Here is a 16,038-nt window from a genome sequence, read left to right as displayed (position 1 = left end):
TGGCATCTTCCCTGGCTTGACCAGCCCCGGGACAAATCAATACATGAAAAAAGCCGCGCGCGCTCTATCCTGTCAGGCATCGATACCGGGCGTTCCCGGCTTTTTTTCGCGGACCGTGAGTGTTTTATGTTGCTGGCGAGTTTTTTTGGCGTGGTGATGGGGCTGGTGCTGGGCTTGACGGGGGCAGGGGGTGGCATTCTAGCGGTCCCGGCGTTGGTGCTCGGTCTGGGCTGGAGCATGACCCAGGCGGCCCCGGTGGCTCTGTTCGCGGTGGGCAGCGCGGCGGCGGTGGGTGCCATCGATGGTTTGCGCCACGGCCTGGTGCGCTACCGCGCGGCGCTGTTGATTGCGTTGTTGGGCGCGGTGTTTTCCCCTCTGGGTATTTATTTCGCCCATCAGTTACCGGAAAAAATCCTCATGCTGCTGTTCAGCCTGCTGATGGTCATGGTGGCCGTGCGCATGCTGCGCCGTGAACGCCAGGACGCCGGGCCGAGCGATCACGGTCACGCCAACTGGGGGCAGAAGAACTGCATGCTCGACCAGCAGACCGGGCGCTTTTCCTGGACCGCCAAGTGCACCGCAACCCTGGCCGCACTCGGCGCGGTGACCGGGGTGGTGTCGGGGTTGCTCGGGGTGGGCGGTGGGTTCCTGATTGTCCCGGCGTTCAAGCAACTGACCGACGTGCAGATGCGTGGAATCGTCGCCACATCGTTGATGGTGATCAGCCTGATTTCGCTGATTGGCGTGATCGGTGCCTTCCATGCCGGCGTACGTATCGATCGCTTGGGTGTGGCGTTCATTGTCGCCAGTATCCTCGGCATGCTGCTCGGTCGCAGACTCTGCGCCCATGTCCCGGCTCGCGCGTTGCAGGTCGGCTTTGCCAGCGTGTGCGTGGTGGTTGCGCTGTACATGCTGGTAAAGGCCCAGGCCTGACGACCAGAACCCAACTCCACAAATTCGCGGGCTCAATGCAAAACCCACGAGCACCGCAAATCCCTGTGGGAGCGAGCCTGCTCGCGATAGCGGTGGGTCAGGTGCTATCCATGTTGGCTGTGTCGGCCATCGCGAGCAGGCTCGCTCCCACGGTAAAGAGGCGTACGCCGAAAGTGGCGGGCCCTTGGCCGGGGCCGGTCTTACACCGTAGTAGCTGAGCATCACCCGCCAACCCAAAGCACCTGGCAACCGCCTCCAAGGCAGCGTATGACGCCTCCGTTCGGCTTTCGATAATCGCCTCCGACATCAAGTCCCCGTTGCGGAGCGCGCCATGCACAACAATAAGAACTTCCAGCACCGTTTCTTGCCAGCCTTCATCGCCAGTCTGTCGACCCTCGGCCTCAGCTCGTTCGCCCAGGCCGATATCATGCTCTACGACAAGGACCAGACCACATTCTCCACCGACGGCTACATCAACGCGTTCTACGTCAACAGCGACGTCGACCGCACGGGTGATCAGTACGATCGGCGGCAGTCGCGGGTGAAGATGGGTTTTTTGCCCAACTACCTGGGCTTCAACATGGGCAAGCAAGTCGATGATCTGAAACTCGGCGCCCGGGCTTCGTTCTGGGTGACCATCAACGACAGCGAAACCAACGGCACCGACACCGCCATCGACGTGCGCCAGTTCTACGGCACGGTAGCCAACCCCGAGTGGGGCGAGGTGCTGATCGGCAAGGATTTCGGGTTGTTTGCCCGTTCCAACATCCTGCTCGACGAACTGCTGGCCGGTTATGGCCAGGTCAGCGACACCCTGGGCCTGGTGGATGGCGGTGGAGTGTCGTTCGGCAACATCGGCACCGGCTACCCGTACCCATTCCCGACTTCGCAAATCACCTACCGCACGCCGGTGCTGGACGGGTTGCGGGTGGCCGTGGGGATCATGGACCCGGTCGACACCAACGACAGCAGCCCGACCGGCAAGGCCTACCAGGAAAACCCGCGGACCGAGAGCGAGATCACCTACCAGTTCGACCTCGCCGGGGCGAAGATCTACAGCTGGGTCAACGGCAGCTACCAGACCTCCGACAACACCGATTCGAGCGTCGATACCATTACCTCCAAAGGCGTCGGTTACGGCGTGCAGGCCAAGATGGGCGGGCTGTCGCTGACCGGGTCCGGCTTCCAGGCCAAGGGCATCAACCCGTTCTATACCAACAACGCCGGCGAACCCACGCTGCGCAACGTCGACAGCGACGGCTACCTGCTGCAGGGCTCCTACAAGTTGGGCAAGAACCGCCTGGCCTTGTCCTACGGCAAGACCAAAGACGATGGCAACGGCGTGGTCGGCAGCGGCGCGGATTACGAGACCCGGGGCATCGCCCTGTTCCACGACGTCAACGACAACCTCAAGCTGGTGGCCGAGTACAACCAGTTCGAACTCAACGGCCACGATAGCGACGCGCAGAACGAAGACACCGATACCTTTGCCGTGGGTGCGGTGCTGACCTGGTAACCCCCCGGTGTGGCGCTGGCTGTGCGCATCACGGCCGGCGTCGCACCCCTCTCATCCCATCGAAGTGCCAGACCGCTACCCAAGTAGCATAGGTCGCGGTCCGTGGCCTTCGTACACTCAAGCCTCAACCATGCGCACCTGCCGGAGGCGACGATGCAGCAGGTCCAGAGTGAAGGGATCGTCAGTGCCATGTCCCAGGCCAGTGACGCGCAACAGGTAGCCCAGGAGCTGGCGCGGCAGTTGTTGCATCCGCACCTGGGATTCGTGCTGTTTTTCTGCTCCGCCGAGTACGACCTCCAGGCGCTGGGCGAGGCCCTGGCGCAGGGGTTCGGCGGGATCCGCCTGGTGGGCTGCACCAGTGCCGGGGAAATCACCCCCCAGGGCTACGGCCGCAACTGCGTAACGGCGGTGGGTTTCGATCACCGGCACTTCTCTATCTCTACCGCGCTGATCGACGAGATGGAGCACTTCAGCCTGATCGACGCCCAGCAGATGGTCGAGCGCCTGGTCAGTGGCTGTCGCAGCAACACCCTGGCCCCGATCAAGGGCAACAGCTTTGCCCTGACCCTGCTTGACGGGCTGTCCAGTCGCGAGGAGATGGTGCTTGCCGCCCTCAGTGCCGCCTTGGGCGACATCCCCCATTTCGGTGGTTCGGCCGGCGACGACAATTACCTGACTCACACCCATGTGTACTTCGACGGTGCGTTTCACAGCGGCGCGGCGGTGGTGGTGCTGGTCAATACCTGGCTCGACTTTGAAGTGTTCACCACCCACCACATCCTGCCGCGTGCGGAAAAACTGGTGGTGACCGGTGCCGACAGTCCTTCCAGGCGGGTGTTCGAACTCAACGCCGAGCCAGCCGCCGAAGAGTACGCCCGGCACATTGGGGTGCCGGTGGCCGAGCTCGACCACCGGATTTTTGCCGCCCACCCCTTGGCCGTGCGGATCAACCAGCAGTACTACGTGCGGGCGATCCAGCAAGTGCACCCGGACCTGAGCCTGAGTTTCTACTGCGCGGTGGAAAACGGCATTGTCCTCACCGCCATGACGCCGGGGCCGATGCTGCCGAACCTGGAGCAGCTGTTCGCGGGCTTGCAGGAGCGCCTCGGCGAGCTGCTGCTGACCATCGGTTGCGACTGCTTCCTGCGGCGCCTGGAACTGGAAGACAGCGGCAAGCTGGAGCAGATCGGCGGGTTTTTGCGGGACCAGCGGGTGATGGGTTTCAACACCTACGGAGAACAGTTCAATGGCATGCACATCAACCAGACCTTTACCGGGGTTGCCATTGCCCGTGGCCGATCCCCAGCAAAACGCTGAGCTGCAGGCGCAGATCGCCTGCCTGCAGCGCGACAACCACAAACTGGCGCGCATCAACAGTGCCCTGATCGAGCGCATCGAATCCGGCGTCACCCGGGGCAACGACCCCTATGCGGCGTTCCAGCACTCGGTGGTGCTGGCCGAACAGGTGCGTGAGCGTACCGATGCGCTGAACCAGGCGATGGCCGAGCTCAAGGCCGGCAATCACCTGCTCAGTGACGCGCGGCTGCGGGCCGAGACGGCGCACCAGCACCTGATCGATGCCATCGAGAGCATTTCCGACGCCTTTGTGCTGTTCGACGCCGACCAGCGCATCGTCCTGTTCAATAGCCGCTTCAAGGCGTTCTGGAGCAACAGCCGGGTGCGGATCATCGCCGGCATGCGCCTGGGCGAGGTCAAGCGCCTGATGGCCGGGACCGGGCTGTTTACCGAGGAACCCCGGGGCAGTGCCGACGAAAGCCTGCTGTATCGCCTGCAGAACGGGCGCTGGTTGCAGGTCAGCGAGCGGCCGACCCAGGAAGGCGGGCGGGTGATCCTGTTCACCGATATCACCGAGGTCAAGCAAAGCGAGACCGTGCGCCGTGAGCAGGCAGTGGCGCAGAAATCCCATTTGTTGCAACGGGCGGTGGACAACCTGTCCCAAGGGGTGGCGATGGTCAACGCCGAGGGCGTGCTGGAACTGTGGAACCGGCGTTTTCTCGAACTCAGCGGACTGGCTCCGGTGGCCGCCCATCGACCGTTCAGCGAGGTCATCGGCGACAGCGAACTGCAACTGCTGACCCCCGCCAGTCGCGACGCCAACGGCCGCCCCGTGCAGGAGTGCGAACAGCGCCTGTACGATGGCCGGGTCCTGGAGATCCGCACCCATCCATTGCCCACCGGCGGTTTCGTCAACACCTTCACCGACATCACCGAGCGCTACCAGCACGCCGAAGCGCTGAGTGAAAGCGAGCGCTGGATCCGCCTGATCACCGACCACGTGCCGGCCCTGATCGCCTACCTCAACGCCGACCTGGTCTACGAATTCACCAACAAGGTCTACGAAGAGTGGTACTGCTGGCCACGCGGGGTGATGCTCGGCCAGAGCCTGCGCGAGGTCCATAGCGAGCAGCACTATCAACGCCTGGAAGCCTATGTGGCGCGGGCGCTGGCGGGCGAGAGCGTGACCTTCGAGTTTGCCGAGACCAACATCAACAATCAGGAGCGCTACATGCTGCGCTCCTACGTGCCCAATCGCCTGGCCAGCGGCGAAGTGGTGGGGATCTTTGTGCTGATTCGCGACATCACCGAGCGCCGACGGACCGCCGAGGCACTGCATCAGGCCTATCAGAACCTCGAGCTGCGGGTGCGCGAACGCACCACGGAGCTGACCACCCTCAACACTCAACTGCGCAGCGAGATCGACGAGCGCCGGCGCGTCGAATCGCGGCTGCGCGAGGCCAAGCTGGAGGCCGAGCGGGCCAACCTGTCGAAGACCAAGTTTCTCGCCGCGGTCAGCCATGACCTGCTGCAACCGCTGAACGCCGCGCGGTTGTTTACCGGGGCCTTGCTCGAACGCCGCGAGCCCCAGGCCAATGAAGTGCTGGTGCGCAATGTCAGCAATTCGCTGGAGGACGTGGAAAACCTGCTGGGCACCCTGGTCGATATTTCCAAGCTGGATGCCGGGGTGATCACTGCCGATATCGCGCCGTTCGCCTTGAGCGAGTTGCTCGAAAACCTCGCCGCGGAGTACACCCAGGTGGCTCGCAGCGAGGGCCTGGAACTGCACTTCGTGGCCTGTTCGGCCTTGGTGCGCAGTGACATCCAGTTGCTGGCGCGGATCCTGCGCAATCTGCTGAGTAATGCCATCCGCTACACCTACAGCGGCCGCGTGGTGTTGGGGTGTCGGCGCCAGCACCAGCGGCTGTCGATCGAGGTCTGGGACAGCGGCATGGGCATCGCCGAAGATCGCCTGGAGGAAATTTTCCAGGAGTTCAAACGCGGCGACGTGCAGCGCCCCCATCAGGATCGAGGGCTGGGCCTGGGGTTGGCGATCGTCGAGAAGATCGCCGGGATCCTCGGCCACCGGATCCACGTGCGTTCCTGGCCGGGGCGCGGCTCGGTATTTTCCGTGGAAGTGCCGCTCAGCGCCACTGCGCCCAAGGCCCTGCCAAGCCTGGTGATCAGCGAGCCGATGTTGGAGCGCCTGCGGGGCGCGCGGGTGTGGGTACTGGATAACGACGCGGCGATCTGCGCCGGCATGCGCACCTTGCTTGAAGGCTGGGGCTGCCGGGTGGTAACCGCGTTGTCCGAGCAGGACCTGGCACGCCAGGTGGACAACTACCACGCCGAAGCCGACTTGCTGATCGCCGACTATCATCTGGACGACGAGCAGAATGGTGTCGACGCCGTGGCCCGGATCAACGCCCGGCGCGCCTGCGCGATTCCGGCGATGATGATCACCGCCAACTACAGCAACGAGCTCAAGCAGCAGATCCGCGAGCTGGGCCATACCCTGATGCACAAGCCGGTGCGGCCGATGAAGCTCAAGACCGCGATGAGCCATTTGCTCGGCCGGGTGTAGGCCTGGGTCGAGCGCCCTGGGGAGCTTTTTATCGGCAATTCGGCCTGCGGATAACCCCCCGGCTGTTCGTCCCCATGCAAAACCCGGCTGTGGCGGGTATCCTTGCCACGCGAGGTTACACGTCTGGATAGGGGAGCAAGCAAGCATGGATAAAGTCATCGTCATCACCGGTGGCAGTCGCGGTATTGGCGCGGCCACGGCGTTACTGGCCGCAGAGCAGGGGTATCGCATCTGCATCAACTACCAGGCGGACGAAGAGGCGGCCCATCGGGTCCTGGCCCAAGTCCGTGCCCTGGGGGCCCAGGCAATCGCGGTGCGTGCCGATGTCAGCATCGAAGACGAAGTGATCAGCCTGTTCCAGCGCGTCGACCAAGAACTGGGGCGGGTCACCGCGCTGGTCAACAACGCCGGCACGGTCGGGCAGAAGTCTCGCGTCGAGGACATGTCCGAGTTTCGCATCCTGAAAATCATGAAGACCAACGTCCTGGCGCCGATTCTCTGCGCCAAGCACGCACTGCTGCGGATGTCGCCCAAACATGGCGGGCAGGGTGGCAGCATCGTCAACGTCTCGTCGGTCGCCTCGCGCCTTGGATCGCCCGGGGAGTACGTCGACTACGCCGCCTCCAAGGGGGCACTGGACTCCTTCACCATCGGCCTGTCCAAGGAAGTCGCCGGCGAAGGCATCCGGGTCAACGCGGTGCGGCCGGGCTACATCTACACCGACTTCCATGCCCTGAGCGGCGACCCGGACCGGGTCAGCAAACTCGAGTCGGGAATTCCCATGGCCCGTGGCGGGCGTCCCGACGAAGTCGCCGAGGCAATCATCTGGCTGCTCTCGGACAAGGCGTCCTATGCGGTCGGGACTTTCATTGACGTGGCGGGCGGGCGCTAGAACGAGCGCACGATACGGCCCAGGGTCTCCATGGCCTTTTCCGTGTCCTCGGTCCAGGGGCTGCCGTAGTTCAGGCGGATGCAGTTGCGAAAACGTCGGGTCGGAGAAAAGATCGGTCCCGGCGCGATGCTGATGCCCTGGGCCAGGGCCATCTGGAACAACTTCAACGAGTCCATCTGCTCCGGCAGCTCCAGCCACAGGAAGTAGCCGCCGGCCGGCTGGCTGACGCGGGTCTGTGCCGGGAAGTAGCGGGCGATGGCCGCCAGCATGGCGCTTTGCTGTTCTTCCAGGGCATAGCGCAACTTACGCAAGTGGCGGTCATAGCCGCCGTGTTGCAGGTAATCGGCAATCGCTGCCTGGGCCGGCATCGAGGCACACAGCGAGGTCATCAACTTCAGTCGTTCGATCTTCTGCGCATAGCGCCCGGCGGCCACCCAACCAATGCGGTAACCGGGCGCCAGGCTCTTGGCGAACGAACCGCAGTGCATCACCAGGCCCTCGGTGTCGAAGGCCTTGGCCGGTTTCGGTGCTTGCTGGCCGTAATACAGCTCGGCGTAGACGTCATCTTCGATCAGCGGCACCTGATGACGGCGCAGCAACTCCACCAGTTCCTGTTTCTTGGCCTCGGGCATGGTCGCGCCCATCGGGTTCTGGAAGCTGGTCATACACCAGCAGGCCTTGATCGGGTGGCGTTCGAGGGTTTGCGCGAGCACCCCAAGGTCGATGCCATCGCGCGGGTGCACGGGAATCTCCACGGCCTTGAGCTTGAGCCGTTCGAGCACTTGCAGGCTGGCATAGAAGGCCGGGGCCTCGATGGCCACCAGGTCGCCGGGTTCGGTGACGGCTTGCAGGCACAGGTTGAGGGCTTCCAGCGCGCCGTTGGTGATCAGCAGTTCTTCCATGGGCAGCATCAGCCCGCCGACCATGTAGCGCAGGGCGATTTGCCGGCGCAGTTGCGGGTTGCCCGGCGACATGTCGGTGACCACCATGCGCGGGTCCATTTCACGGCTGGCGCTGGCCAGCGAACGCGCCAGGCGTTGCAGCGGAAACAGGGTCGGGCTGGGGAACGCCGAGCCGAACGGCACGGTGTGCGGGTCCTTGATCGAGTCCAGCACCGAGAACACCAGTTCGCTGACGTCGACTTCGGTGGACTCGTTGACCTGGCTGCTGATCACCGGCTCGGAAAACGGGCTGGGGGCGTGGGTGTTGACGAAGTAGCCGGAGCGCGGCCGGGCGCGAATCAGGCCTCGGCGCTCCAGCAGGTAGTAGGCCTGGAACACCGTGGACGGGCTGACCCCATACGTCTGGCTGGCATACCGCACCGAGGGCACCCGCTGGCCGGGCCCCAGGACGCCTGAGCGGATCAGCTCGGCAATGTCGTCAGCGAATTTTTCGTAGCGTTTCATCGAAAGCCCGATAGATGTCATTCAGAAAAATCGAGGTGACTGTTTCGCCAGCAGGCTCGCTGCCACTGGTATGGAGGAGCGAGCCTGCTGGCAATGACAGCACCGCAGTGTAAAGGCTCAGCGGTTCATCGGTGCAACAAAGCGGCTTTTCGCCACGCTGTTGATCTGCGGCTCGTCGCTGTCGCTGACCTTGAAGCTCAGGGTCTGCGAGCTGCTGGCGGGCTTGTCGGTGGTCATGGCGACCGACACCGGCACATCGAGAATCTCCCCGGGTGCCAGGCTCAGCTCGGTCTTGCCCTGCAACTGGAAACCCTCGCCATCGACCAGTGACAGGCGATAGTCCTGGCGCTGTTGGGTCTTGTTGATGATCTTGAGGCTGTAGATGTTCTCGATCTGGCCCTGGCTGTTTTCGCGGAACAGGCCGCGGTCCTTGCTCACGTCCAGGGACACCATCGGCCGCTCCATCAACGCCAGCACCAGGGCGCCGATCATCACCAGTAGCACCGCGGTGTAGCCGATCAGGCGCGGGCGCAGCAAGTGGGTCTTGCCACCTTGCAACTGGTGCTCGGACGTATAGCTGATCAGGCCCCGGGCGTAGCCCATCTTGTCCATGATCGAATCACAGGCGTCGATGCAGGCGGCGCAGCCAATGCACTCCATCTGCAAGCCGTCGCGGATGTCGATCCCGGTGGGGCAGACCTGCACGCACAACTGGCAGTCGATGCAGTCGCCCAGGCCCACCTCGGCCGGCTTGACCTCGCGCTTGCGCGGACCGCGGTGTTCGCCACGGGCGGTGTCGTAGGAGATGGTCAGGGTGTCCTTGTCGAACATCACGCTCTGGAACCGTGCGTAGGGGCACATGTGCATGCACACCGCTTCGCGCAGCCAGCCGGCGTTGATGTAGGTGGCTGCGGTGAAAAACAGTACCCAGAACAGGCTGACGCCGCCCATTTGCCAGGTCAGCAGTTCTTCGGCCAGCGGCCGGATCGGCGTGAAGTAACCGACAAAGGTCAGGCCGGTGAGCACGCTGATCGCCAGCCACATCGTGTGTTTGGCCGAGCGGCGCAGCAGTTTTTCCAGGGTCCAGGGCGCGGCTTGCAGCTTGATCCGCTGGTTGCGCTCACCCTCGGTGACTTTTTCACACCACATGAACAACCAGGTGAACGAGCTCTGCGGGCAGGTGTAGCCACACCAGACGCGCCCGGCAAACACGGTGATTGCGAACAGGCCGAAGGCGCAGATGATCAACAGCGCCGAGAGCAGGATGAAATCCTGCGGCCAGAAGGTTGCACCGAAGATGTGGAACTTGCTCTGCGCCAGGTCCCAGAGCACGGCCTGGCGGCCACCCCAGTTCAGCCACACGGTGCCAAAAAACGCCAGGAACAGAAAACCCGCACCGCTGATGCGCAGGGTACGGAACAAACCGCTGAAGCTACGGGTGTGGATCTGGTTGTCGCTGGATTTGGCCTTCATCTTTGAACGCGAAGGCTCGAATGTTTCTACTAATCGGACGGGGATTTTATCGCTCATGGTCTTTCGCTCATCAGCCTCCATCAGGCCAATGAACTATGCGCGGGCAACTGTTTGCATAACAGACTCAGGTATTGGATTAAAAAGCGGATCAGATGAGCTTCTGCACCGCCCCTGCGACAACTTGATGCACCCCGCCGGGCGTGGCGCGCATGCCTATCCCAGGCGTCTGGCGGGGGGGCTTGATGGAGATCAGTCAAATCACCGAATCACTGTCAGTGACCTTCAGGTGCCGCCGGCCATCGACCGCACCTGCTACGGTCAATGCGTCGGCTTCTGCTTCGGTGATGTACACGCGCTGTCCGTCGAGGTCCACTGCCGACATCGACTTGTCACCGTCGGTGAGGATGGTCACGTCAGCGGCCAGGCGGATCTCTTCGCCGCTTTCGGTGGTGAAAAAGCAGGTCTGGTTTTCGATGCGCACGGTCATGGGGCTCTCCACTGTTTACGGGGCTTTCACGTTAGGGTCCAGGGGCCGTCCATCGTTCGCTGCAACCGATTAGCGGTCGGCGCGGTCCATGCCTTATCAACCTTCTTTTCAGGACTGCCTCATGGACGCCTGGTGGCATGAAGTCTGGATCACCCTGCAAGCGGAGTTCGCCGACATCGGCGACGCATCGCAGTTGACGCGCATTACCGTGCGCTTGCTGATCGCCGCGTTGCTGGGGGCGATCCTCGGCTTTGAGCGTGAGCAGAAAGGCAAGGCCGCCGGGGTGCGCACCCACATGCTGGTCGCCATGGGCGCCGCGCTGTTTGTGCTGGTGCCACAGATGTCCGGGGCCCAGGCCGATGCCATGAGCCGAGTGGTGCAGGGGGTGATCGCCGGCATCGGCTTTCTCGGGGCCGGGACCATTCTCAAGGGCAAGGACGGTGACGAAAGCCACGTCAAAGGCCTGACCACCGCCGCCGGCCTGTGGATGACCGCCGCCATTGGCGTCGCCGCCGGCATGGGCCGCGAGTCGACGGCGGTGCTCAGTACGCTGCTGGCACTGGCGGTGTTCAGCGTCATGCCGTGGATCGTCAACCTGTTTGAAAAGGACAAACAGCCCTAGGGATGGATTCCTATGCCGGGCCGACAATGACCGGCGGCATCGGCGTCGGTGGCTCTTCGCGCGGTGGCGGGTTGGTGCCTGGCGGGTCCTGCTCGGGAACGGGTTGCGGATCGGTGTCGGGGATCACCGGATGATCGATGTTCGGATCCGGGGTTTCTCCAGGGAAAGGATTGGTCATCGGTCTAACCTCCAGTGGTACGTGGCGTGGGTCCTGCTTACGTGGGTTGACCTCCCGCGTGTGGATTTGATTCCAGGCAATTGCCCAGATATCGAGCGCAATGGTTAGCGGGGAGGGGGCGTTGCTGCCCGGATGAATGCCTCGTCAAGGCTGTCGGTGTCGTAGTGGCGGATAAATTCAGCTCCGGATTGAAATGGCTTGAAAGTACATTCACTAATCATATAAAAGCGATCGCAGTTAGCGGAGATTTCTTCAATGTTATGAGAAGAGACTAAAATGGCTACCCCCTCCCGAGCTGCCCCCTTTAAACACTTCCAGATATAGTGACGAAACTCCGGGTCAACCCCGGCGCTGGGTTCGTCCAGTATGACCAGGTCCGCACTTAACGTCAGCAAGGTCAATGTGAAGAACCAACGCTTTTCACCGTAACTGCAGAGAGTGGATTTTTTATTCCACAAGGCCTTATATCGATCAATGATTTCAGGGCTCCATATCCGCAGTTTCTCAATCGCGCACTTTTGGCTAATGGCTTCTGAAGAGCAGAGTAATGTAGTCAGTTTGAAAATATCAAACATGCGCAGTGTGTGTGGGGTTGTTAATGATTGAGTGAGGTAAAGTGGATATTTGAATGTGCTGTTTACCTGCAGATTTTTGTCGTTTAGTAATCCGCATATCATGTCGAAAAATGTGGTTTTGCCGCTGCCGTTTGGGCCTAGTAAGCCTACGATTGAACCGGCTTCGATAGACATTGAAGCATTGACGAAGATCGGCTTGTTAGGATGACTGAAGCAAATATTGTTGACGGAAAGTGATTTCATTAGTATCGGCTCCATATCGGATTGATTCTTAAGAAGCGTAGGGTGAGTAGAAAGGTGGTGGGGAATAACGTCAGTATGATTATTAAATATGTCAGGTTGCTCTGTACTCCGTTCATCACGATGTTGTGAGCCATTGCTAGCGGGTTGATGCTGTATAGAGAATACGAGGTTGATGGCGTGATGTTAGCGCTGTAAATACCGAGAGTGGGCATTGAGAATGAGATGATTGAGAAGGTGGTGTTAGCGTTTTGAAACGTCAGGGGAGGGAGTGTAAGTAAGAGGCCGGGTATGCTGAAAAGGAGAAAGCAAAGGTAAAAGCGACCGGCGATGAACGTTGCTTCACTGATGGAGTATGCGCTGAATGCCGGGCGAGTAAGTACATAAAATGCCAGGCAGTAAAATACCGATATTAATGAGTAGGCCAGGAATTGACCCAGTAAGAAAATGGTTCTTGCTTCAAGTGTGTAGATAAAAGATCGTGTAAATCCGCTTTCTCTGCGTCCAATGATGTAAAAAGAGAAACCAAAAAAAGCGACGCTTGAAGAGATATAAGCATAAAACCAGGATGTTGCTTCCATGTAGTTCGCTTGGTAGGGCGGAGTCATTCCTTTGGAGTAATTTAATAGATAAAATAGTGCCGTTGGCGAGAGTATTGTCCAGAAAAAAGCGGTGGGTTCTTTTAGTTGTTCTTTTATGAAGATTGTACTGATCCTTATGGTGCGAAACACTATTTTTCTAAGCATGGGATTTCTCTATTAAGGAAAAGGAATCATGAGGTTTACGGTCTCCAAATCATGGGCCGCTATGACCTGCTCAAGAAAGTAGGGATTTGTCGGACTCTAGATCCACTGAGGTTTCGAGCGATCGGCAGGCGTCTTCGTAATCAAGGTTATATTCATTTAGTAAGTTCGACAGATCATCCTTTGAAATGTTTGTTCGGTGGTGCAGTTTTTTGATTGTTTCTAATAGAGTTTGAGGTGTTGCTCGGGATGCAGGCTCAGGTGAAGTGGTGATGTTGTCGTTTTTGAAGTTGAGCAGTTTGTAGTTTTCTATGCTTAGTCTCATGACTGTCCCTGTGTCGGTGTTTCAATTTTTTGCTCCTGGCCGGCTGAAATTCACGTTCTATCAAGTGGCTCTAAACTTTTAGTCTTGTGAGTCGCGTGTTGCAAGTTTTCGGTTTTTTTGTTGTAGGCGGTTTCTTTCGCGGTTTTTAGAATTTTCTTGCGGGTTTGATGTTGGTTTCTGTTTTTTTTGTTTTTGATGTAAACAAGAGCGGAAAATGTCTTTCCCTGCGGTAAGCGCTGATTTGATTGGTTGTTAATGGATGGCCGATTCGAATAATTTTTTTGAAGGCACTGAAACTTCTTAGGACGTTTGTAGTGCGTTTCTTTAACGTACGTAGGTCGCGTATTTTTATTTGAGCTAACTTGCCAAAAAAATCGACGAACGGTATGTGTTTCACGGGGTTGTCATGGTGGCTATTCCATACTCAGGCTACTGGCGGTTTGTAAGCGTATTTTCCTTTACTGCAGCGCCAGTCCCAGCATCAAGGTGATCGTTGGCGGTAAAGCCCGATTGCCGATATCAAGTGGTGCGGACGGGAATGGATGAGGCCTTGTCCAAACCACCACTGGCATCTGGCCTGAGTCGTGCTTAAGTAGGTTGATCGTTGCGCCGCGGATTGGCGTCCAGCCAATTCCCTATGAACTTTTGCCGGTGCCTGTCGCTCGGAACCTAAGTGAGCTCATTCGGCGCGGGACTCCCTTGCCGACGACACCCAGACACAAGAGCGTCCTTGGGGCGTAAAGGAGAGATGCTCGATGACGGCTGAGAAACCTGATGAGTTGAGCTACAACCCGCACATGCCACTGTCCCAGGCGCTGTTGCTGCCGCGTATCGTGATTGAAGACTGCATGCCGATCCTCGAAGGCGGGCAATTTGCCGTCAAGGCCGTGGTCGGCCAGGACGTCGAGGTGACCAGCAAAGTGTTTGCCGACGGTCACGACAAGCTCGCGGTGCGCCTGCGTTGGCGTGGCGAGGGCGATGCGGTGTGGCAGAGCGAGGTGATGAGCGACCTGGGCAACAATGGGTGGCAGGGCCGCTTCCGTGTGCCGGTCCAGGGCCGTCATGTGTTTTGCATCGAAGCCTGGATCGACCACTTCGCCAGTTTTTGCTACGAACTGGACAAGAAGCACCTGGCGAGCGTCCCCGTCAGCCTGGAACTGCAAGAAGGCCGACTGCACGTCCAGCAAGCCGCCGAGCGCGCCGAAGGGCCACTCAAGGAGCAACTGACGGCGTTGCACCAGCAATTGTCCGGTTTGCTCGAAACCGAGCAGGTCGCGTTGTTCCTGCACCCCCATAGCGCCGAACTGATGAGCCAGGCCGATCAGCGTGCCTACCTGAGCTTGAGCTCGCAGTACCCGGTCGACGTCGAGCGTGAGCTGGCGCAGTTCGCCAGTTGGTATGAGCTGTTTCCGCGGTCAATCACCGACGACCCCACGCGCCATGGCACCTTCAATGACGTGCATGCGCGCCTGCCGATGATTCAGGACATGGGCTTCGATGTGCTGTACTTCCCGCCGATCCACCCGATCGGGCGCAGTTACCGCAAGGGGCCGAACAACTCCCTGACGGCCGGCCCGGACGATCCAGGCAGCCCCTATGCGATCGGTAGCGAGGAGGGTGGCCATGAGGCGATTCATTCGCAACTGGGCAGCCGCGAAGACTTCCGTCGGCTGGTGGCGGCTGCCGCAGACCACGGTTTGGAAATAGCCCTCGACTTCGCCATCCAGTGTTCCCAGGACCACCCTTGGCTGCAGCAACACCCGGGGTGGTTCAACTGGCGGCCGGACGGCACCATCAAATACGCGGAAAACCCGCCGAAGAAGTACCAGGACATCGTCAACGTCGACTTCTATAGCAGCGAGGCGATTCCCAGCCTGTGGCTGGAGCTGCGCGATATCGTGGTCGGTTGGGTCGAGGAGGGGGTGAAGATCTTTCGCGTCGACAACCCGCACACCAAGCCGCTGCCGTTCTGGCAATGGCTGATCGCCGATGTGCGGGCGCTGTACCCCGAGGTGATCTTCCTCGCCGAAGCCTTTACCACGCCGGCGATGATGGCGCGCCTGGGCAAGGTCGGCTACTCCCAGAGCTACACCTACTTCACCTGGCGCAATACCAAGCAGGAGCTGGCGAGTTACTTCAGCGAACTGAACCAGTCGCCCTGGCGCGAATGCTACCGGCCGAACTTTTTCGTCAATACCCCGGACATCAACCCGGGCTTCCTGCACCAGTCGGGGCGCGCCGGGTTTCTCATTCGCGCGGCGCTGGCGACCATGGGGTCGGGACTGTGGGGCATGTACTCAGGGTTCGAGCTGTGCGAGTCGGCACCGGTGCCGGGCAAGGAGGAGTACCTGGATTCGGAGAAGTACCAGATCCGCGTCCGCGACTTCAATGCCCCCGGCAACATCATCGCCGAGATCGCCCAGCTCAATCGCATCCGCCGGCAGAACCCGGCCTTGCACAGTCATCTCGGCTTGCAGCTGTACAACGCCTGGAACGACAACATCCTGTACTTCGGCAAACGCAGCGCCGATGGCAGCAACTTCATTCTGGTGGCCGTCAGCCTGGATCCGTTCAACGCCCAGGAGGCGCATTTCGAACTGCCGCTGTGGGAACTGGGCCTGGCGGACGACGCGGTGACCCAGGGCGAAGACTTGATGAATGGCCATCGCTGGACGTGGTACGGCAAGACTCAATGGATGCGCATCGAGCCCTGGCATCAACCGTTCGGCATCTGGCGGATATCGCTGTAGGGCGCGGTGACAAAACCC

General features: G+C 60.3%; 12 protein-coding genes. 7 read left to right on the top strand and 5 right to left on the bottom strand.

Annotated features, from left to right (window positions below):
• Window positions 1-126: 126 nt before the first annotated feature.
• From PspS04_RS15025 to PspS04_RS15005, 5 genes are all read left to right on the top strand, one after another.
• On the top strand, window positions 127-933 hold the full coding sequence (locus PspS04_RS15025) for a sulfite exporter TauE/SafE family protein (RefSeq protein WP_159996229.1): 807 nt from the start codon (window positions 127-129) through the stop codon (window positions 931-933).
• 331 nt (window positions 934-1,264) lie between these two features.
• Window positions 1,265-2,449, top strand: a complete 1,185-nt coding sequence (locus PspS04_RS15020) for a porin (RefSeq protein WP_095168745.1) — start codon at window positions 1,265-1,267, stop codon at window positions 2,447-2,449.
• A gap of 153 nt (window positions 2,450-2,602) precedes the next feature.
• Window positions 2,603-3,766, top strand: coding sequence for a nitric oxide-sensing protein NosP (nosP, locus tag PspS04_RS15015; RefSeq protein ID WP_159998838.1), 1,164 nt, complete (start codon window positions 2,603-2,605; stop codon window positions 3,764-3,766).
• A complete protein-coding gene (nahK, locus tag PspS04_RS15010; protein WP_159996228.1) occupies window positions 3,696-6,329 on the top strand; it encodes a hybrid sensor histidine kinase/response regulator NahK/ErcS' in 2,634 nt (877 codons plus the stop codon). Before nosP ends, nahK begins: the two co-directional genes overlap by 71 nt.
• Before the next feature lie 145 nt (window positions 6,330-6,474).
• Window positions 6,475-7,221 carry an SDR family oxidoreductase gene (locus tag PspS04_RS15005; protein WP_159996227.1) on the top strand — a complete coding sequence of 249 codons (747 nt, stop codon included), beginning with the start codon at window positions 6,475-6,477 and terminating at the stop codon, window positions 7,219-7,221.
• Here the strand turns inward: PspS04_RS15005 and mapR are convergent.
• The 3 genes from mapR to PspS04_RS14990 all read right to left on the bottom strand — a co-directional run bounded on the left by mapR (window position 7,218) and on the right by PspS04_RS14990 (window position 10,587).
• Window positions 7,218-8,627, bottom strand: a complete 1,410-nt coding sequence (gene mapR, locus PspS04_RS15000; protein ID WP_095168749.1) for a GntR family transcriptional regulator MpaR — start codon at window positions 8,625-8,627, stop codon at window positions 7,218-7,220. The genes PspS04_RS15005 and mapR overlap by 4 nt on opposite strands.
• Before the next feature lie 117 nt (window positions 8,628-8,744).
• On the bottom strand, window positions 8,745-10,157 hold the full coding sequence (ccoG, locus tag PspS04_RS14995; RefSeq protein WP_159996226.1) for a cytochrome c oxidase accessory protein CcoG: 1,413 nt from the start codon (window positions 10,155-10,157) through the stop codon (window positions 8,745-8,747).
• Window positions 10,158-10,353: 196 nt separating this feature from the next.
• A complete protein-coding gene (locus PspS04_RS14990; protein WP_095168752.1) occupies window positions 10,354-10,587 on the bottom strand; it encodes a DUF3203 family protein in 234 nt (77 codons plus the stop codon).
• A 121-nt stretch (window positions 10,588-10,708) separates the two neighbouring features.
• Here PspS04_RS14990 and PspS04_RS14985 point away from each other — a divergent pair, with 121 nt between their 5' ends.
• The gene (locus PspS04_RS14985; RefSeq protein ID WP_159996225.1) at window positions 10,709-11,209 is read left to right on the top strand and encodes an MgtC/SapB family protein; all 501 of its coding nucleotides are present in this window, start codon (window positions 10,709-10,711) and stop codon (window positions 11,207-11,209) included.
• Between the two features lie 10 nt (window positions 11,210-11,219).
• Here the strand turns inward: PspS04_RS14985 and PspS04_RS27520 are convergent, their stop codons facing one another.
• A complete protein-coding gene (locus PspS04_RS27520) occupies window positions 11,220-11,387 on the bottom strand; it encodes a hypothetical protein (protein WP_174244579.1) in 168 nt (55 codons plus the stop codon).
• Between the two features lie 104 nt (window positions 11,388-11,491).
• Window positions 11,492-12,205 (bottom strand): AAA family ATPase, encoded by a 714-nt coding sequence (locus PspS04_RS14980; protein WP_159996224.1) that lies wholly within the window; start codon window positions 12,203-12,205, stop codon window positions 11,492-11,494.
• Between the two features lie 1,820 nt (window positions 12,206-14,025).
• Here PspS04_RS14980 and PspS04_RS14975 point away from each other — a divergent pair.
• On the top strand, window positions 14,026-16,020 hold the full coding sequence (locus tag PspS04_RS14975; protein ID WP_159996223.1) for an alpha-1,4-glucan--maltose-1-phosphate maltosyltransferase: 1,995 nt from the start codon (window positions 14,026-14,028) through the stop codon (window positions 16,018-16,020).
• The last annotated feature ends 18 nt before the right edge of the window (window positions 16,021-16,038 follow it).

The organism is Pseudomonas sp. S04 (assembly GCF_009834545.1).
GTDB lineage: Bacteria > Pseudomonadota > Gammaproteobacteria > Pseudomonadales > Pseudomonadaceae > Aquipseudomonas.
Note: the sequence above shows the minus strand (reverse complement) of the source record. Positions and strands in the feature narration are given on the sequence as shown.

Bases quoted from the DNA above. Each gene is read 5' to 3' on its own strand.
- nosP (WP_159998838.1), top strand. From the start codon at position 2,603: ATGCAGCAGGTCCAGAGTGAAGGGATCGTCAGTGCCATGTCCCAGGCC.
- ccoG (WP_159996226.1), bottom strand. From the start codon at position 10,157: ATGAGCGATAAAATCCCCGTCCGATTAGTAGAAACATTCGAGCCTTCG.
- mapR (WP_095168749.1), bottom strand. From the start codon at position 8,627: ATGAAACGCTACGAAAAATTCGCTGACGACATTGCCGAGCTGATCCGC.
- PspS04_RS15025 (WP_159996229.1), top strand. From the start codon at position 127: ATGTTGCTGGCGAGTTTTTTTGGCGTGGTGATGGGGCTGGTGCTGGGC.
- PspS04_RS14975 (WP_159996223.1), top strand. From the start codon at position 14,026: ATGACGGCTGAGAAACCTGATGAGTTGAGCTACAACCCGCACATGCCA.
- PspS04_RS14980 (WP_159996224.1), bottom strand. From the start codon at position 12,205: ATGAAATCACTTTCCGTCAACAATATTTGCTTCAGTCATCCTAACAAG.
- PspS04_RS15020 (WP_095168745.1), top strand. From the start codon at position 1,265: ATGCACAACAATAAGAACTTCCAGCACCGTTTCTTGCCAGCCTTCATC.
- PspS04_RS14985 (WP_159996225.1), top strand. From the start codon at position 10,709: ATGGACGCCTGGTGGCATGAAGTCTGGATCACCCTGCAAGCGGAGTTC.
- nahK (WP_159996228.1), top strand. From the start codon at position 3,696: ATGGCATGCACATCAACCAGACCTTTACCGGGGTTGCCATTGCCCGTG.
- PspS04_RS27520 (WP_174244579.1), bottom strand. From the start codon at position 11,387: ATGACCAATCCTTTCCCTGGAGAAACCCCGGATCCGAACATCGATCAT.
- PspS04_RS14990 (WP_095168752.1), bottom strand. From the start codon at position 10,587: ATGACCGTGCGCATCGAAAACCAGACCTGCTTTTTCACCACCGAAAGC.
- PspS04_RS15005 (WP_159996227.1), top strand. From the start codon at position 6,475: ATGGATAAAGTCATCGTCATCACCGGTGGCAGTCGCGGTATTGGCGCG.